The organism is Halomonas sp. KHS3 (genome assembly GCF_000830495.1).
In the GTDB taxonomy this organism is placed as follows: Bacteria; Pseudomonadota; Gammaproteobacteria; order Pseudomonadales; family Halomonadaceae; genus Vreelandella; species Vreelandella titanicae.
The window spans coordinates 1,416-19,869 of record NZ_JWHY01000005.1 but is presented as its reverse complement, the minus strand read 5'-3'; the positions used below and the strand labels follow the sequence as shown (position 1 = coordinate 19,869).

Sequence of the window (18,454 nt, the reverse complement as noted above, 5' to 3'; positions counted from 1 at the left end):
GTCGTTAGAGGCGAACCAATGGCAACTATTGAACATAGTGAAATCATTAACGCTCCGCCCGAACGAGTGTTTGAACTATTGCGTCGTGTCGAGGATTTTGCCGATTACTCGGATCTGATTCGCTCAATAGAAACGCTGGGCGAAAACCGTTACCGCTGGCACGTACGTGCCGTGGGCATGGACTGGGCGTTTGATGTCATGGTTACCGAGGTTCAGCCGCCTTATGTGCTTGCCTGGGAGTCCTTGGATGGTGTGAAGAACCAGGGACGTTATCGCCTTCGCGAGGTGCCAGAAGGTACCGAAGTGGCATTAACGTTGAGCTATGAAATTCGCAACCGGTTAATGGAGAAAGCCGTCAACAAAGCGGCCAAGCCACTAGTCGGCAAAGTCAGCCGACAAATTCTTGAGCGCGTTGAGGCACGTTTAAATCAGTAGCGCCGCTTAGCAGAGCATTGGTGATCAGGCCACCGACTTATTGTGGTTTATGCATTGAGGCGTCAAGGTGGTCAACGACCTCTGCCCAGTCGGCATCGTCATCTACGGCTTCTTTCAGAAATTCTGCCTGGCCCTCGTTCCAGCAGGGAGCTTCAGACAATGGCATCGTTTCCGGAAGTGGGGCGTTGCGCTGGATAAAGCGCTCGATTGAAGCTGCATCAGACGCCAATCCCAACTGCTCGAATAGTTCGCTGAAATGGTGTACCGGCTTTTCCATAATCTGTTGCTCCTTCAAACGGTTAGAATGCTCCCTATAACATAGCTTGATTCTCAGTCTGCGCCAGCACACAAAAGCCTTTGTTTGATCAACGTTCGCCAACCAGTGGTGTTAAAAAGCGCTGTCGTTGATCTTCTAACGCGAGTGGCTGGGCCAGTAAATGGGCTAGCTTGGTGAACGCCGCCTCCGGCGTCATATCATCGCCTGCCACAACGCCTGCATCGCTCAGGCCGTGACCTGCCGCATAAGCACCCAGGTGGACACTGCCCTGCGGGCACTGGCTAATGGCGGCAAGCAGTTTGCCTTCGCCGGTGGCTCTGGCAAGTACGTTAAGCAAGTGGGGATCGTCGGGGAGGTTACCCGCGCCCCAGAGCTGAAGTAACGCCCCTTTTACCCGTGAATCACTCAACCAAGCATCCAGCTGCCAGGCTGCTACGCCCGGCCAAAGAGCGATGCGCACGATCTCTCCCTGATTGACCAGGCGGTAGTCGGGGAGCTCGAAACGTGGCGCGCCACGCTGCTGCAGGCCAAGCCCGCGGCTGGGGTAATAAACGAAATCATCGCCTACCCGCTCACCGAGCAGTGGGTAGTTGGGGCTTGCGAAGGCGTTGGCTGCTTCGCTGTGCTGCTTAATGGCGCGGGCACCCCGCAGCAATTGCCCTGCAAAGTAAATCGCCACTTCTTGGAGCTCAGGCTTGTCAGCGAACTGCAGCGCGCCGTGCAAATTGTGCAAGGCATCGCTGTCGGGCGATTCTAGTGGCAACATCGAGCCCGTGACGACCACTGGCCGATCTAGCCCCTGGAGTTGATAGGCGAGGCTGGAAGCGGTCCAACTGAGTGTGTCAGTGCCGTGAATAATCACGAAACCGGCGAAGGCCGTTAGCCGGTCGTCGATATCCTGGGCGAGCTGTTGCCAAGTGAGCGGGGTGGCCGCACTTGAGTCAATCAACGTGGTGTAGCTGACGACCTTATAAGGTGGAAGGGATTGCTGTTGGGCAAGCGGTAGCTGGCTCAGGGCCTTTGCCATGCGAGTGGCAAAGTCACCGCTAGGCGCAAGCCCTTCAGCATGCTGTTGCATACCGATGGTGCCGCCGGTGTAAATGACTAATATTCGCTCTTGGGCGGGAACGCTGCTGGCAAGAGGGGAGTGAGGGATCATCGCCATCTCCTGGGGCTTTGTGCGAAACCTGCTAAGTGGGTCTTACGCGCTGTATCAAAAGTTCGCCGCTCTGGTCATCTAGACGCTGATTACGGCCCGCCAGTAGCGCAAAGCCACAACAAACCGTGATCAGAATAATCAATAACCAAGCGATTTGTGATGTGTTGGCGCCTGTTTGCAGCATAACTCCCACACCAAAAGGCCCAAGTGCTGCCAGTGTATAACCACCGCCCTGAACCAGCCCAGAAAGCTGACCGGCAAGGCGGGAGTTGGCCGTGCGTAAGACGAGTAGGCTCAGCGCCAGGCTAAAGCTGCCGCCTTGACCGATACCCAGTAAAGCGGCGCCTGGCCATTGCCACACTAATGGCGCAATAAGTAGCATCCATAGGCCAATGGCGGTGCTAAGCAGCACAGCCAATAGCGCGGGACGCTGGTCACGCCCCATTCGTGCAAGCCAGGGCGCGCCTAGCGCGGAGGCTAGCTGGCACATAATCGACACCGCCATTGTCCAGCCCGCATCGGCCTCGTTATAACCGCGATCAACCAGCAGAGTAGGCAGCCAGCCAAATACGATGTACGCCATGGACGATTGAATGCCCATGAACAGCATGACGTGCCAGGTAAGCGGTTGCTTAAGAAGCCGTAAAATACCGCTTTTGGGCGCTGTCGGCGTGTTGGTCATTGTGGTTCGGGGCATTTGGAAGTGCCAAAGCACCAGTGCGAACAGCGCCAGCAGTGACCAGCTCATCAAACTCGCCTGCCAACTGCCGAGCAGTTGCGTTAATGGGACGCTAAACCCAGCCCCTAAGGCGCCACCTAAGCAGAGCGCCATGGTGTATAAACCGGTAAGCAGGTCGGCACTATCGGGAAGTTCACGCTTAACCAGGGCCGGTAGCAGGGTGCCGCCAATGCCGATCGCACAGCCTGCCATCGCCGAGCCAATAAAGAGCCCACCGGGGAAAGGTAAACCACGTAAAACCAACCCCGCAGCCAGTAGTGCCAATGCCGAACTTAGCGCCCGTTCACTGCCTATACGTCTAGCCAGGGCAGGGGCAAGCGGGGCGGAGAGGCCTAAAAACAGCACGGGTAGCGTGGTGAGTAACCCCGCAGCGGTAGCGGAAAGCCCCGCGCTTTCTTGCAGGCGAGTAAGCAGTGGGGCAACCGAAGACATGGCGGGGCGTAAATTAAGCCCCACCACGACCATCAGCAAAATAAACGTAATCGAGCGACGCGTTGCCATACGAGTACTTACTTAAGGTGGGGACGCAAGTCTCCGCGAACGGCATCGAGTAGCGTAATAAAGTGGTAATCCTGGGGAGTGTCCAGACAGTCGACCCTGACGTTTGTGCGCATGCCTTTATCCATATTCAACTGGTCAAATATTTCTAAAGTAAGCTTGCGAGCAGGTTTATCGCCTGGCGCCATGATGCCATCTTCAAGGGTAAAAGTTTCAAGCAGGGTGACACGTACGCGGGTGCTATTGCCTTCGCTCAGTACTCGGCGTACAAAAAGCCAGCCTTCGCAGGGGAGGGCGTGGTTGTCATCCCGTTGGCGCAAGAAAATCGTGCGGTAGCAGGCCCCTTCGATCGAGGCCTTTTCAGCCATACTGCGGTAGGCTTGAAGCACCTGATTAGCTGACGCACGGGCGTCCTCTAAACGCTGCACGATCCCTTGATGTTCGCGGCTGAGCTGCTCTTGACGTTGGAACGTCAGCCATTGGCGATACTCGGCCATCAGTTGAGAAGACGCCATAATCACTCCGTGAAAAGTATTGGCTAAAATAGCTGCTGGAAACAGCGGCTTGGAATATGCAAAGGCGACACCTTCGCATATTCCTGCGCTCTGAGCTAGCGCCGCGCGCGGCGTTTACGCTCGCCGCCGGTATTGGCACTCTGGCCTTCGGGCTTGCGTTTGGCGCGAGGCTGACGTTGGTTGCGTCGACCATTCTCGATGGGCTCAGGTTTGATACTGGGGTCGGGCTCAAAGCCAGGTTCAATGTGCTTTGTTAGCTTCTGCTTGATTAGCCGCTCAATATTGCCCAGCAGGGCATCTTCATCGACACACACCAACGAAACGGCTTCGCCATTGCTGCCCGCACGGCCGGTGCGGCCAATGCGGTGGACATAATCTTCCGCTACGTTGGGCAGGTCAAAATTGACGACGTGGGGCAACTCATTGATATCCAGGCCGCGAGCAGCGATATCGGTGGCCACGAGTACCTGCAGGTCGCCGCTCTTGAATGCCGTTAGCGCGCGAGTGCGAGCTCCCTGGCTTTTATTTCCATGGATCGCCATGGAAGGAATGTCCTGCTTGGAGAGCTGCTCTGCAAGGCGGTTAGCGCCATGTTTGGTGCGCGTAAATACCAGAACCTGGAACCAGCCGTTCTGTTGAATTAAGTGAGCCAGCAGTTCGCGCTTCTTCTCGCGGTCGACACGGTAAATGGCCTGCTCAATTTTGTCGGCTGTGGCATTCCGTGGCGCTACCTCAATCATCGCCGGGTTATCCAGCAACTGTTGTGCCAGGGTTTGGATCTCGTTAGAGAATGTCGCCGAGAACAGCAGGTTTTGGCGCTTTTTAGGCACCAGGCGCAGCAGGCGCTTAATGTCGTGAATGAAGCCCATATCCAGCATACGGTCAGCTTCATCAAGCACTAAAATCTCAACGCAGGAGAGATCCACATGCCCCTGCTGGTGAAGATCCAGCAGGCGGCCAGGGGTAGCTACAAGTACATCCAAACCGGCTTTTAGGGCATCGATTTGAGGCTGCTGGCCAACGCCACCAAAAATAATGTGGGAGCGCAGTGCCAGATGTTGACCGTAGGTCGACACGCTTTCGCCTACTTGAGCGGCAAGCTCACGGGTAGGGGTTAGCACCAGTGCACGTACCTGACGCTTTGTAGGTCGTTTGCCGGTATTTAGACGTTGCAGCATTGGCAGCGTAAAACCAGCGGTTTTACCCGTGCCGGTTTGGGCGCTGGCCAGCATGTCACGACCTTCTAGTACGACGGGGATAGCCTGTCGTTGTATCGGGGTAGGCTCGGTGTAACCTTGCGCTGTAACAGCGCGTAATAAATCGGCGTGCAGGCCAAGTTCAGAAAAGCTCATGCGTTCTCCGCAGTCACCTAGTGAGTTAATACCGGTAAGTGGCTGTTATCACTAGATGTAATGTTCAAAAAGCGAGGTTGATTCACCTTCGCGGCAGCGAAGTGTGCCAGATAATTCAGTGTGCCGCGATGGTCGTTGGGTAGCCGTGGATGACCGTGACAGGAGACGTGAAGGTTATAGCGCCAAGCAGCACTATCATTCTGGTGTGCACGGACACACCAGAAAACTACGTGTCAGTAATAAGCCGAGTAGTGTAACACGGTTATAGGGCCTCAGCTTGTTTCGCTGAATCGTTCCAGCGATGGGGCCTGGGCATGCAGTGGGATTAACCGCGCTAAAGTAGCCGCAGGCAAATCAAGCTGGGCCACTTCCTTGGGGGCTAATGTAAAAAAGTGCTCAGGGGTGAAAACACCAAGTTGAAACAGTTGGCGGGCCGTGGCTGGTCCTATGCCGTCGAGCCCCAGTAGTTGTCGCGCAAAGAGGGTGAGAAAACGACTGTTTTGCTGTTCATCAAAATCGACGCTAGCCATTTGATAATAGTGCCCAGCTTGAATAGTAATAAACTGCTCAATGCGCTGAAGCGCGGCTAGCGTTGTGGCATCGTGAGCCTGGGCTGCTAACTGATCGCGCAGAGCATCGTGGCTATTTAAAGCCGTTTCGAGGACTCCTTGAGTCGGTTCGCCCTCAAGCAGTGCCGTTACGGTATGCATTAGGGCGTTAATGGCATCGCGTAGTTGTTCAGCGGGCAGACCCGTGGTCTGGCTTGGTTCAGCTGGCATATTGACATCCCTGAGAGGGTTAGCATTAAGCGTAGTGCAGCAAACTCAGTTTAGAAAAGCACTGATTAATCAAAATAATCGCCCTGACGTATTTTAGTGGCGATAAGTTCGGCAGCTTGATCCCAGCTATCACTTAATGCACGCACCAGGGCGGGATAGCCATCTTCTGCAAGAGGCGTTTCGGCATAGAAAGTTTCCATCTCTAACAGCTCGCCGGCATCGTTTAGCAATTGCCATTGGCCGCTAGCCACGGCGATACCATCAAAGCGGCCCTGGAATTGATCTACGTTCAGGCGCAGGGTGAGGGCGTTGGATTGATCACCTTCACCACGCATAACCCTAAGTGTTGGCAACGCTTTGGATAGATTGGCGCGCACTCTCCGCTCTAATTGCCTGCCTAAGCCTTCTGCCCACTGGTGTTCCCGAGCGGCATTCAGTGTAATGTCGTCTAGCTGCATCACAATGCCGTCGACATCCAGGTAGTGGGCTAGCCGTGGTGCGCTCACTATAAGCGTACCCTCGGGCTGGCGGGGTGTGCTAGCCAATGGGTCGCTTGGCAGCATATAGCGAGCGGGGGGCGTGACACTGCTGGCGCAGGCGGATAGCAACAAGCAGATCAGCAGCAGTGAATATCTCATCCATGTAAACATCGTTCGCTCCTTAATCACGTGGCGCACGCGGTATGGGGTCTTGAGCATCCAGATTATCAAACAACAGTGCTCTGGGATTGTCGTTGAGCGTGCGAGTCAAAGGCTGCAGGTCACGCATCAAGCGATCCAGTCGCTCAATGGCGGTTGTCAGCTCTTGATAGGCCGGCGATGACGGCGATAGCCCCTGTAGCGTGCTGCGCAATTCCTCCAGGGTTGCGTTGAGGTTGCCGCCCACAGCCTGGGTTTCAGGATCATTGAGCAATTGATTAAGAGAGGCGCTCACGTCGCGAACCTCATTCAGCATGCTCTCAGAAGCTTGAAGGTTACTATCCAAACCGGTTAACAGCGGTTCAACCTCAAGGGCGTTTAGTTTCTCAAGTAGATCGGTTACCTGGGCCTGTATCTGAGCAAAGCCGCCTGCTACGGTGGGGAAGACATCTCGATCTGAGAAGCGCTCGGCGACATACTCATCGGCAAGGTCGCGGTGGAAGTTCAAGTCTACAAACAGAGCGCCCGTTAACAGGCTGCCACTTTTTAGCGAGGCGCGTAGTCCGAGGCCGAACATGCGTTGGAATCTCGCCTTCCACTCTTCCAGGTTAATATCGCTATTTTCGATCCCTAGGCGCTGAGGTTCGACTCTGATCAGTACGGGGATGGCAAAGCGTGCCCGTGAGTCGGGCTGCGGAGCGGTAAAGTTCCAGGGTACGGCGGCAACGGTGCCCATGCGTACCCCGCGAAACTCTACCGGTGCGCCTTTGGAGAGTCCGCGTACCGTTTCATCGACCAGCAGTACATACTCCAAATAACGATTAAAGGTTCCTTCCCGAGCGGCATCCTCATCAGCGTAGAGAGTGAACCGTGTGTTGGCTTCAACCGGCTGACCCATGGGCAGATCTTCGGGCACGCCGAAAGTAACGCCGCCACCCAGCAGCGCTTCCAATGACTCAACGTTAACCCGAACGCCGTCGGCGTCTAAGCGGAAATCGACACCACTAGAGGTCCAGAAGCGAGTGCTGTCGGTGACTAAGTCTGTATATGGCTCCTCAATAAATAGCTGATGTTGCATGGTGCGTGACTCAGGCTCGAAACTATTTTCTTCGATGCGTCCCACGGTGTAGCCCTGATAGGAGACCGGGTCACCGACGCGTAGTGAGTTACCTAACTGGCTCGTCAAGCTAAGACGCAGTCCCGCTTGGCCAGCGGGTGCAACAGGGGGGATATCGCTAACGGGGAATTCTCGCCGTGGTGCTTCCTCTGTGCCTGGCTCAAGCTGTATATAAGCGCCAGAGAGCACGGTACCCAACCCACTAATACCTTCACGGCCAATGCGCGGTTTAACCACCCAAAAGCGGGTATCTTCGCGCAGAAGATCCTCCACTTCCGGCTGAATACGAGCGGTCAGCACTGCATGGGAAAGGTCGTCAGACAGGCGCACGCTTTGTACGCGGCCTACTTCAACATTACGGCTGCGAATCAGCGTATTGCCCGCCTCAATGCCTTCAGCACTCTCCATGGTCAGCGTCACCTGAGTTCCACGACTAGCGTAATTGTCGTAAACCAGCCATAACCCAATAGCAATCGCGACGATCGGTACCACCCAAATGGGCGATAACCTGGTCTGGCGCGATGTTTTAGCCTTATTTAGCTCCTGATCGTTAATCGGGTCAGTGTTTGACGATTCTGTTTCGTTAGCCATCAACAGGTTCCTTGGTGGCCGCTTTACGGCGAAGAAGAGGGTGACGATGTGGAAGAGGGGTATCCCAAATTAAGCGCGGGTCAAAGGTCATTGCTGCAAGCATGGTTAACACAACCACGGCGCCGAAGGCGAGCGACGCAGGGCCTGGCGTAATCGACATCAGGGAGCCTGCGCGAATCAGTGCCACTAAGATAGCCACCACGAAGACATCGACCATTGACCAGCGACCAATAAACTCTGTTAGACGATACAGCCGCGTGCGACTTTGAGCATTGAGCGCACTGCTACGTTTAACCACCAAACAAAGCCAAGTTAGCGCAACGAGTTTACCTACAGGTACGATAACACTGGCGATAAAGATAACCGCTGCGATCGGCCAGGAGCCCATCTGGATCAGTTGAACAACGCCACCAATAATCGTAGAAGGCGAGGAGTTGCCTAGGCTAGTAGTGGTCATAATGGGGTAGATATTGGCTGGAATATACATAATGGCAGAGGCGCCCAGCAGTGCCCAAGTACGTTGCAAGCTGTTAGGAAGACGCTGATGAAGCTTTTCATGGCAGCGAATGCAATGCCCACGGCCCTGGGGCGATAGGCGGTTAATCAGTCCGCAGGTTGGGCAGCCGGTCAGCCCTTGTTCACCAGCGGGTAGGCCTGTCCGGGTACCTTCGGGAGCCAGTGGTTCTCCCTCAAGCGAGAACCACATCCAATCGGCATCCAGGGACTGGCTTGTCATCAGCAACAGCAGCGCAAATGCACAAAACGCCCAGAAGGAGATACCTATTTCCACATCGGCCAGGCCCGCTATTTTTATCAGGCTCACCAAGGCGCCAATAATAAAGACATCGGCCATCATCCACGGCGTTAAATGCGCCAGTGAGCGTGCAATATCGCGACTAAAGGGCAGGGGGCGATCGCGAAGTAGTCCAAATTGAAGCCAAAGAACGCCAAGCAAATACACGGCTGGCAGCACCACTATGGTCATAATAACGGCGATAGCCACCACGGGTTGGTGAAAGCCAATCAGTGTGGTGGCGGTCTGGGTCAGCTCGATGCGGTTGCTTACTCCGCTGACCGTAAAGCTAATAAACGGAAACGACACTGCCAGCATTAGTGCGACAAGCGAGGCGATGGCCAGGGCCATACTGCGCTGAGCGGGGTAGCGATGGCGCTTAACCAACACGTGTGAGCAGCGTGGGCAGCTTGCTTTCTCGCCAGAATTTAACGGCGGTAGCGCGGATACCCAGTCGCATTCGTGGCAGGCACGCAAACGCCGTCGCTGAGTTCTAACCTCAGGCGGCAAGCTGTCAACAAGGGGGGCGTTGACGGGCAGTGGACGGCGCTTAATCAATTTTTGTGGGCGCAAAAACCAAAACTCTCAGTGCGAACCCCTAGCAAAACTACTAGGATGTGGCGGATTAAGCATGTCAAACACGCATTTTAGCAAGTCTATGTCACTGAAATAATGTTTAAAAACATAGTCTGGCCGCTTGACCAATGGGTTAGTTTAGACAACGATGCTGCGGCGCAATGGCGAACAGTTAGATTCGACCTGATTGGCCGCGTACTTCCGCGTCAGGTTTACGTGCTAGTGTCGCCATATAGTGGCAGGCATTGCTAGTAATAGCATCTTACTGCCGTTGCAATGAAGTGTTGCTCAGAAGCACAACCTATAAAACAGTACCGATCATTATGTCATGAAGGAAATGAAATGTTGCTTCCCACATTAGCAGTTGTAGTTGGATTGATCTTACTGGTTTGGAGCGCTGAGAAATTTATCGACGGCGCGGCGGCAACCTCTCGTTGGCTTGGTTTGTCACCCCTATTGATCGGTATGCTGGTGATTGGGTTTGGTACTTCGGCGCCGGAAATGATGGTATCCGTGCTGGCGGCGCTGGATGGAAACCCAGGTTTGGCGGTGGGGAATGCTTATGGCTCAAATATTGCCAATATCGGTTTAATTCTCGGCTTGGTAGCCCTTGTTGCACCACTGTCGGTGCACTCTAGCGTTATCCGTAAAGAGATGCCGATATTGATGCTGGTCATGTTAGCAACGGGCCTAATGCTGCTGGATGGATTCGTCGCGCGTTGGGAGGCCGTTGGCCTGTTGCTGGCATTGGTTGTCTTTATCGTTGTGAGCATTCTGCGTTCTCGCAATCAGTCCGACGATGCGCTGGTGTCTGAGGTCGCTGAAACCCTGGATAGCAAGCCGATGTCTCGCGGTAAAGCCATCATGTGGACGCTGGTGGGGTTGGTGCTGCTTATCGCTAGTTCGCGGCTTCTGGTGTGGGGAGCCGTTGAAATTGCACTGCGCTTTGGTGTGAGCGATTTGATTATTGGTTTGACCGTAGTCGCCATCGGGACGTCGCTCCCTGAGCTTGCTTCCTCGATTACTGCCCTGCGTCGAAAAGAGCACGATATGGTGCTAGGCAACGTGGTTGGGTCTAACCTGTTTAATAGCTTGGCGGTGGTCGGCCTCGCCGGTGTCATTGCGCCGATTGAGGCGGGGCGAGAGGTGCTCGTGCGCGACTGGAGCGTGATGACCGGTATGACGCTGCTGATGATCCTGTTTGCGTTTTCTTGGCGTGGTCGTCCGCGGCGCATTAATCGCTTGGAGGGGGGGATTCTGCTGGCGCTGTTTGTCGCGTACACCAGCTATATGGTCAGCGTCGTTATTATGTCGCGATAGTGCCTACTTTGCCATACCGCACCGCAAGGGTAATTGGTGCGTCAATGCGACCCATCTTGGACATCCGGCTACTGTAATACAATGGCTGTCCAAGAGGGGCGCTAGTGACGGAAGCTAAGTTGCGTGAAGCAAAGTAACGCAGGAATAGTAGTGTAAAAAACTAGCGTAAAGAAATAAGCTTAGTGCTTATAACTAAAAGTGCACTGCCATAAAGGCTCAACTAAGCTTGTGTTAGCCCATTGATGGGATATCGATTAGGTCTTAGGAGAGTGAAATGGAACTTGATCCGCTGGTTTTATCGCGATTGCAATTTGCATTCGTTGTGTCGTTTCACGCTATCTTCCCCGTATTTACGATTGGTCTAGCGTCTTATATTGCGCTGCTCCATGGTCTGTTCTTCACAACGAAGAACCCTGCATGGGATCGCCTCTCGCTATTCTGGACAAAGGTGTTTGCCGTTGTCTTTGGGATGGGGGTGGTGTCAGGCATCGTTATGTCGTTCCAGTTTGGCACTAACTGGAGCAACTTTTCCCAGGCCTCTTCGAATTTCCTCGGCCCCATGCTCAGCTATGAAGTTGTCACCGCGTTCTTCTTAGAGGCAGCCTTCCTGGGCGTCCTGCTATTCGGCCGCGGTAAGGTGCCTCAAGGGGTTCATTTATTTGCTGCCATTATGGTGGCGGTGGGCACCTTTATTTCTTCTTTCTGGATTCTATCCGCTAACAGCTGGTTGCATACCCCTGCGGGCGTAGAGTTAGTTGACTTCCGCTTCCACGTGACCTCCTGGAGCGAGGCGATCTTTAATCCGTCGTTTCCTTACCGCTTTATGCATATGGCCGTTGCCTCATTCTTGACCGGTGGCTTCGTTGTCGCTGGGGTGAGTGCTTGGTTTCTGTTGCGCGATCGAGACCCGGAAGCGAATCGCCGAGCTCTCTCTATGTGCCTCTGGCTGCTGCTTTTTTTGGCACCGACTCAGGCCGTCATCGGCGATTTTCATGGCATAAACACCCTGGAGCACCAGCCGACTAAAGTGGCTGCCATGGAAGGGCACTGGGAAACCTCTGGCAATGTGCCGCTGCTGCTGTTTGCCATTCCTGATCAGGAAGCACAAACCAACCACTTTGAGCTGGCTATTCCGAACTTGGCCAGCATTATCTTGACTCACTCTGTTGATGGGGAGGTGCCGGGGATTAATGAAGCGGCGCCTGAAGAGCAGCCGCCAGTGCTGATCGTCTTCTGGGGCTTCCGAGTTATGGTAGGGATTGGTCTGCTAATGATTGCGGTGGCGCTGACGGGGCTGGTGTTGCGCCGCAAAGGGCGTATCTATGACAAACGTCTATTCTTAAAAGGCCTGACGGCAATGATTCCCATGCCGTTTGTGGCTGTTTTGGCGGGCTGGATCGTCACAGAGTCAGGCCGTTCTCCTTGGTTGGTGTACGGCATGATGACCCATGCCGAGGGCTTAACCCCGTCGCTCACCGGCCCTATGGCGCTGTTTACGCTGATTGGCTATGCCTTGGTCTACGGCGTGGTGTTTTACGCGGGCATTTATTACCTCACCCGTGTGGTGCGTAACGGCATGCTGCCGGAAGAGGAACGCGAAACCACCGACGAGAACTTCAAGCGCCCCATGCGGCCTATGTCGGCGGCGCATACACCTTTTGATGATGACGTTGACCCGGTGAGGAGCTAGACATGGAAATGTTTGATCTAACGTTAGTTTGGGCCTTCATCATCGGTTTCGGCATCATGATGTATGTGCTTATGGATGGGTTTGATTTGGGGTTGGGTATTCTCTACCCCTTTGCTCCCGATGAAGATGCTCGGGATGTGATGATGAATTCGGTGGCGCCAATTTGGGACGGCAATGAAACATGGCTAGTGCTCGGCGGGGCTGGGCTATTAGGCGCTTTCCCACTGGTCTACTCGGTGTTCTTGCCTGCGCTTTACATCGGCGTTTTCTTAATGTTAGCAGGCTTGATCTTCCGTGGCGTAGCCTTTGAGTTTCGCTTTAAATCTCGCCGTAACCGCCGCTGGTGGAACCGCGCTTTTTGCTGGGGGTCGGCGGTTGCCGCCTTTGCGCAAGGTGCCGTGGTAGGAGCCTATATCCAGGGCTTTCCGGTTGAAGATTTTGCCTATGTGGGCGGTGCCTTTGACTGGCTAACGCCTTTCTCGGTACTAACGGGGCTTGGCTTGATGGCAGGCTACGCGCTGTTAGGAGCAACTTGGCTAATACTGAAATCAGAGGGGCATGTGCAGGATTGGGCCTATAAAATCACTCCACTGCTGCTGGCACTGGTGCTGTTTGTTTTTGCGGTGATTAGCCTCTGGACGCCGTTTGTGAATCCTTTGGTCTGGGAGCGCTGGTTCGGCAATATTCAACTGATTTGGGTTTTCCCATTTGCTGCCTTGGCTTGCGCTTTTGTGGTTTTCCGTTCGGTGCAAAAACGGCGTGAAGGGGTGCCTTTCCTGGCCACTATCGGCATTTATGTCTTCACCTATTTAGGCCTGATCGTCAGTAAATGGCCGGTGATCGTGCCGCCGGATTATACGCTGTGGGATGCGGCTTCTTCGCCGGAGTCACAGCTGTTCCTGCTGGTAGGTATGGTATTCGTTATCCCGATTATATTGACCTATACCGCCTGGACCTATTGGGTGTTCCGCGGCAAGGTACGTGTAGGCGAGGGATACCACTGATTCATGGTAACTGAAGACACGCTTTCTCTTACGCCGCGCAGTTGGCTGCAAGCGTTGGCTAAGGGAGAGCGTAAACGCCTGCTTGGTTCAGCGCTTTGTGGCGTGTTGGCAGGTAGTCAAACGATAGTCGTGGTGGTTGGGCTTGCGTGGCTTATTGATCAGCTAGTGGTGCATCATCGATCACCCATTTCTCTATTACCGATATTTTCCCTTCTGGTGGGCAGTGTGCTGTTACGCGCTGCCTTTCAGTGGGGGCATGAAACATTAAGCCTGGAGGCGAGCCTGCGAATTCGACAGCGTGCCAGAGCTCAGCTGTTGGATAAACTGTCTGCCTTGGGCCCGGTGTGGCTTACCAATCAGCATAGCGGCTCGCTGGCAAATCAGGCGGTTGAGCATATAGATGCGCTGGAAGGTTATTTCGCGCGTTTTTACCCTCAACTGCGCATTACGTTCTGTTTGCCGCTATTGATTCTGGCGGTGGCGGGTTGGCTGGATTATCTGGTGGCGCTGTTCCTGCTGCTTTCTGCACCGCTTATTCCACTTTTTATGGCATTGGTTGGCATGGGAGCTGAGCGCCTTAATCGCGACCAGTTCGTTGCGGTATCGCGATTGTCAGCGCATTTTATTGACCGTGTGCGCGGTATGACCACACTGCAGCTTTTTGGCCGTACGTCAGCCGCACAGCAGGATGTTTGGTATGCCACGGATGGTTATCGACGTCTTAGCATGCGTACCCTTCGGTTGGCTTTTCTCTCATCGGCAGTGCTGGAGTTTTTTTCCTCGGTCGCGATTGCGGTTGTGGCTATGTATGTCGGTTTCGGCCTGCTGGGCTACATCGAGTACGGGCCGGCAGCATCGTTGACGCTTTTTTCGGGCTTAGCGGTGTTACTGCTCGCGCCTGAATTTTTCCAACCGCTGCGCACGCTTTCTCAGCATTACCATGATCGCGCGGCGGCACTCGGTGCCGCCGAGAGCGTGGTGAATATCCTCAATCAGCCAAGTTTGGTGAGTGGGCATCACTATATGGCTCCGCGGTCAGATAGGTCGGCCATTGAGTTAAAGGCTGCTTGCGTTGCTTATCCTAGCCGTGGGCAAGTGATAGGCCCTATCGATCTCACCATTCAGCAGGGTGAGGTAGTGGTGCTTAGCGGTGTCTCCGGTAGCGGCAAGTCAACGCTGTTAGCGCTGCTCGCGGGCTTTATCGCCCCAAGCGCTGGCAAGTACCTTCGACAAGAAAGTAGCCGCTATGCCTGGCTGGATCAGCAGCCCTGTCTCTTGCACGGCAGTTTGATCGATAACCTACGGTTGGCGGCGCCCGAAGCTTCCCGTGGAGAAATGCTTGCCGCACTCCATCGCGCTGGTTTTGGGCCTCTGTTAACTCAGCTACCCGAGGGTCTGGATACGTTAATCGGCGAGCGTGGGGTAGGGTTATCGGGTGGCCAAGCTCAACGCCTTGCCCTCGCGCGAGTGTATCTTAGCAATGCGCCGTTGGTGCTGTTAGATGAGCCGACGGCGAGTTTAGATCAAGAGACAGAGCAGTTCGTGATGGCTGCTTTGCTTGAGCTTGCCCAAGAGGGGCGCACCCTGGTCATAGCGACCCACCATCCGGCCGTGATCGCCGCCGCTCAACGCCATCTGGCTTTTGAACAGGGTGAACTGGTAGAGGTGGCCTCATGATGGCTATTTACCGTGACTTCCGCCCTTGGCTGCTGCTCTTAGTGCGCCGCCGCAGGCGCTTTTTGGTGGGCGCCTTGCTGGTTTGGGTCACCCTGATGGCCGGGCTTGCGCTGCTGGGGTTGTCGGGTTGGTTTATTACCGCTAGTGCTTTGACCGGTATCGCTTTAGCGCTGGGTATTCCTGCGCGGCTCGATGTTTATGTTCCCGGTGGTGGCATTCGTTTCTTCGCCTTGGCGCGCACTATCGCGCGCTATGTTGAGCGTCTGTATAACCATAATACGGTGTTAACGCTGCTTGCCGACTTGCGTTATCGGGTATTCGGCCATTTAACACGCTTCGACGACGCTCGCTTGCAGGGTGAGCGTGCCAGCGACTGGCTGAGCCGTTTAACGGCTGATATCGACACCCTGGATAATTTTTATCTGCGACTCTTGGTGCCACCATTGGTGGCGCTGCTTGGTGTATTGGCTGTGTCGCTTTTTGTGGCTATTTGGTTACCCAGCATTGCCGTGCTGATGGCGGTGACGCTGGGCTTGCTCTGGCTGGTAGCGACCTTGTTAGCGGCTGCCTGGGGATTTTCGCAAAGCTATCAGCAGGTGGTTGACCAGCAGTCGTTGCGCCGCCTAGTGGTCGACCAAGTACAGGCCTCGGCTGAGTTGATGAGCTATCAAACGACCCAGTGGCACCGGACGATGATCGCGACTCAAGAGCAGCAAGCGTTCGGCAATCAGCGCCGCTTGGGGCGTAAAGCGGCGCTAATAAACTGCCTGGTGAGTGTCATAAGCGGATTAATGGTAGTGGCAGTTATGTGGTTCGCTAGCCTGGTATTTAGCCAGCAGCTGGTCACGGGCCCTGTTTTGGTGATGGTTGCATTGATAGTGCTGGGGGTGAATGAGGCGTTTATCGCACTACCTGCTAGCTTTATCAAGCTGGGCGCTAGCTATGCAGCGGTGCGTCGGTTAAATGCGCTAACCAGCGATTCATCGTCGGCTGCCCCTGTTGTTACGCTACCTGAAGATGTTGATCTCAGCGTTCAGGTTAATCAGCTCTCTCTGCGCTATGCGCAAACATTAGAGCCCGCGCTAAGGTGTATTAATTTTCAACTACCCGCTGGAAAGCGAGCGGTGATTACCGGCAATTCTGGTGCCGGAAAATCGTCTTTAGCCAGTGTGTTGATGGGACGCTTACAAGCAACTCAGGGTGAGGCGATGGTGGGTGGCGTGCCAGTGTGGCAGCTCTCGGTCGAAAGCCGTGCTAATCACTTTGCTATGCTCACTCAGCAGGTGGATCTGTTTGATGCCTCTATTGCTGAGAACCTGCGTATTGCCAACCCCACCGCAAGCGATGAAAACCTCTGGGAGGTATTGAAGGCCGTTGCCTTGGATGGTTGGGTTGAGCAACTGCCGAAAGGCTTAGCCACGTCGGTGGGCGAAAAAGGCCAGCAGCTATCGGGTGGTCAAGGTCGGCGTTTGGCATTAGCACGGCTAATGCTTTGCAGTCCTCAAGTGGTGATTCTTGACGAGCCATTTGCAGGCGTTGATGCGGTGACGGCAAACCACCTTGCGGCTTCCCTGGATCAATGGCTGCTTAATCGAACGGTTATATTCTTTGTCCATCAAGTTGGTTCACTGAACCCATTGCCTGGGGTCGAGTACCACTGGCATTTAGATGCCGGTAGACTTAGCCAGTTCGCACTTAAAGAATCGGTAATGAGCGATATTGATTAATTGATAAGAGATAGCCAGGAGCCCTCCATGCACGAATTTTTACGCAATCTTCCTAAAGTAGAGCTCCATTTGCATATCGAAGGCTCGCTGGAACCAGAGCTAATGTTTGCACTAGCACAGCGTAATGGGATTGAGCTGCCCTATACGACAGTTCAAGAAGCCAAAGATGCTTACCACTTCAATGATCTGCAGGGGTTCCTGAATCTCTATTTTCAGGGCATGAGCGTGCTGCGTAACGAGGAAGATTTTTACGACCTGGCGATGGATTATTTCAAGCGCGCGCGGGAGGAGGGTGTTGTGCATATCGACATGCACTTTGACCCCCAGGCGCACCTACAGCGTGGTGTGCCGCTTGAAGTGGTAATGGCTGGGCTATTAAAAGCTAAGCAGGAGGCAGAGGATAACCTCGACCTCTCTATCGGCATGATTATGGCTTTTCTCCGCGACCGTCCCGCAGAGGAGGCGTTGCATGTACTTGAGCAAGCCGCTCCCTATTGGAAAATGCTAGATGCCATCGGTCTGGATAGCGCTGAACAAAACAACCCACCGGTAAAATTTGTTGAGGTGTTTAAGCGCGCTAAGCAGCTTGGGCTTGTGCGCGTGGCCCATGCCGGGGAGGAAGGCCCCGCAGACTATATTAAAGAAGCCCTGGATATCCTTGATGTTCAGCGCATTGATCACGGGGTGCGCTGTTTAGAAAGTGATGTGCTAGTTGAGCGTTTGCGCAGTGAACAGATTGTTCTAACGGTTTGCCCTCTTTCAAACGTCAGCTTAAAGGTAGTAGAGGATTTGCGTGATCATCCGCTGCCCAAGCTTTTGGCTGAAGGGCTCAAAGTAACCATTAGTTCGGATGACCCCGCCTATTTTGGTGGCGGTATGTTGACCAATCACATTGCTTGCGCCGATGCGTTTGACTGGGATGAGGCGGTTTTTCGTCAGATAACCCGCAACGCCATTGAGGAAGCCTTTACTAGCCCAGGCCGACGCGAAGAACTTCTCGCTCGTTTAGCTGGGGTATAGCATTACAGCGCCTAGTCACACAGACTAGGCGCTGTTTTAATCAGATGCAGTGCTAGGTTTTTACTCATAAATATTCAAATCGCTGTTGACCCTGGCGGTGAATCGGGTAGTATACGCACACGTCAACGGGGCACGGCCTCATCGACTAGCTCTTTAACAATTTGATCAGGTAATTCATGTGGGCGCTTGCTGATGTTGGTGRCAAATCACCAAATATCAAGGCAAGCGACTCAAGCAATAAGGTTTTAAAGGATTCGTCCTTTGATATCTGTTTTGAATGAATTCGTTTGAACCTTGAGCCACAAATCACCAAATATCAAGGCAAGCGACTCAAGCAATAAGGTTTTAAAGGATTCGTCCTTTGRKATCTGTTTTGAATGAATTCGTTTGAACCTTGAGCCAAGTTTGATCCGCTTTTGTTGCCCTCGGGTGACATGTAAGGATCACATAGATCTTAAACTGAAGAGTTTGATCATGGCTCAGATTGAACGCTGGCGGCAGGCCTAACACATGCAAGTCGAGCGGTAACAGGGGTAGCTTGCTACCC

General features: G+C 54.0%; 16 protein-coding genes and 1 rRNA gene (1 of these 17 running past the window's edge). 8 read left to right on the top strand and 9 right to left on the bottom strand.

All coding sequences use genetic code 11. The features are described 5' to 3' along the window. The first annotated feature begins 18 nt into the window (after positions 1–18). Positions 19–435: an SRPBCC family protein gene (locus RO22_RS13215; RefSeq protein WP_022523267.1), complete on the top strand. Its 417-nt coding sequence runs from the start codon at positions 19–21 to the stop codon at positions 433–435. Positions 436–472: 37 nt separating this feature from the next. Here RO22_RS13215 and RO22_RS13210 read toward each other — a convergent pair whose 3' ends face one another. The 9 genes from RO22_RS13210 to RO22_RS13170 form a co-directional block, all read right to left on the bottom strand. Then, the gene (locus RO22_RS13210; RefSeq protein WP_027957446.1) at positions 473–712 is read right to left on the bottom strand and encodes a DUF2789 domain-containing protein; all 240 of its coding nucleotides are present in this window, start codon (positions 710–712) and stop codon (positions 473–475) included. Positions 713–800: 88 nt separating this feature from the next. After that, positions 801–1,877 carry an asparaginase gene (locus RO22_RS13205; protein WP_009286913.1) on the bottom strand — a complete coding sequence of 359 codons (1,077 nt, stop codon included), beginning with the start codon at positions 1,875–1,877 and terminating at the stop codon, positions 801–803. A 25-nt stretch (positions 1,878–1,902) separates the two neighbouring features. Continuing rightward, the gene (locus tag RO22_RS13200) at positions 1,903–3,111 is read right to left on the bottom strand and encodes a CynX/NimT family MFS transporter (protein WP_027957444.1); all 1,209 of its coding nucleotides are present in this window, start codon (positions 3,109–3,111) and stop codon (positions 1,903–1,905) included. 8 nt (positions 3,112–3,119) lie between these two features. Next, positions 3,120–3,623 (bottom strand): hypothetical protein, encoded by a 504-nt coding sequence (locus RO22_RS13195; protein WP_027957443.1) that lies wholly within the window; start codon positions 3,621–3,623, stop codon positions 3,120–3,122. 95 nt (positions 3,624–3,718) lie between these two features. Beyond that, on the bottom strand, positions 3,719–4,975 hold the full coding sequence (locus RO22_RS13190; RefSeq protein WP_009286911.1) for a DEAD/DEAH box helicase: 1,257 nt from the start codon (positions 4,973–4,975) through the stop codon (positions 3,719–3,721). 272 nt (positions 4,976–5,247) lie between these two features. Next, complete coding sequence (locus RO22_RS13185; protein WP_022523272.1) at positions 5,248–5,754, bottom strand: helix-hairpin-helix domain-containing protein; 507 nt, start codon at positions 5,752–5,754, stop codon at positions 5,248–5,250. Positions 5,755–5,819: 65 nt separating this feature from the next. Beyond that, on the bottom strand, positions 5,820–6,404 hold the full coding sequence (locus RO22_RS13180) for a membrane integrity-associated transporter subunit PqiC (RefSeq protein WP_022523273.1): 585 nt from the start codon (positions 6,402–6,404) through the stop codon (positions 5,820–5,822). 10 nt (positions 6,405–6,414) lie between these two features. After that, a complete protein-coding gene (gene pqiB, locus RO22_RS13175) occupies positions 6,415–8,100 on the bottom strand; it encodes an intermembrane transport protein PqiB (protein ID WP_027957442.1) in 1,686 nt (561 codons plus the stop codon). After that, the gene (locus RO22_RS13170) at positions 8,093–9,466 is read right to left on the bottom strand and encodes a paraquat-inducible protein A (RefSeq protein WP_027957441.1); all 1,374 of its coding nucleotides are present in this window, start codon (positions 9,464–9,466) and stop codon (positions 8,093–8,095) included. Before RO22_RS13170 ends, pqiB begins: the two co-directional genes overlap by 8 nt. 345 nt (positions 9,467–9,811) lie before the next feature. Between RO22_RS13170 and RO22_RS13165 the strand changes: the two genes are divergently transcribed. The 7 genes from RO22_RS13165 to RO22_RS13135 all read left to right on the top strand — a co-directional run. Further along, positions 9,812–10,789 carry a calcium/sodium antiporter gene (locus RO22_RS13165; protein WP_027957440.1) on the top strand — a complete coding sequence of 326 codons (978 nt, stop codon included), beginning with the start codon at positions 9,812–9,814 and terminating at the stop codon, positions 10,787–10,789. Positions 10,790–11,063: 274 nt separating this feature from the next. Continuing rightward, entirely contained in the window at positions 11,064–12,479 is a 1,416-nt protein-coding gene (locus tag RO22_RS13160) for a cytochrome ubiquinol oxidase subunit I (protein WP_009286908.1), read from the top strand. A 2-nt stretch (positions 12,480–12,481) separates the two neighbouring features. Then, the gene (gene cydB, locus RO22_RS13155) at positions 12,482–13,483 is read left to right on the top strand and encodes a cytochrome d ubiquinol oxidase subunit II (protein ID WP_009286907.1); all 1,002 of its coding nucleotides are present in this window, start codon (positions 12,482–12,484) and stop codon (positions 13,481–13,483) included. Positions 13,484–13,486: 3 nt separating this feature from the next. After that, the gene (gene cydD, locus RO22_RS13150; protein ID WP_041158498.1) at positions 13,487–15,160 is read left to right on the top strand and encodes a thiol reductant ABC exporter subunit CydD; all 1,674 of its coding nucleotides are present in this window, start codon (positions 13,487–13,489) and stop codon (positions 15,158–15,160) included. Beyond that, positions 15,157–16,887: a thiol reductant ABC exporter subunit CydC gene (gene cydC, locus RO22_RS13145; RefSeq protein WP_009286905.1), complete on the top strand. Its 1,731-nt coding sequence runs from the start codon at positions 15,157–15,159 to the stop codon at positions 16,885–16,887. Before cydD ends, cydC begins: the two co-directional genes overlap by 4 nt. 27 nt (positions 16,888–16,914) lie before the next feature. Next, positions 16,915–17,907, top strand: coding sequence for an adenosine deaminase (locus RO22_RS13140; protein WP_027957439.1), 993 nt, complete (start codon positions 16,915–16,917; stop codon positions 17,905–17,907). Between the two features lie 456 nt (positions 17,908–18,363). Then, positions 18,364–18,454, top strand: a 16S ribosomal RNA gene (locus tag RO22_RS13135) (it continues 1,368 nt past the right edge of the window).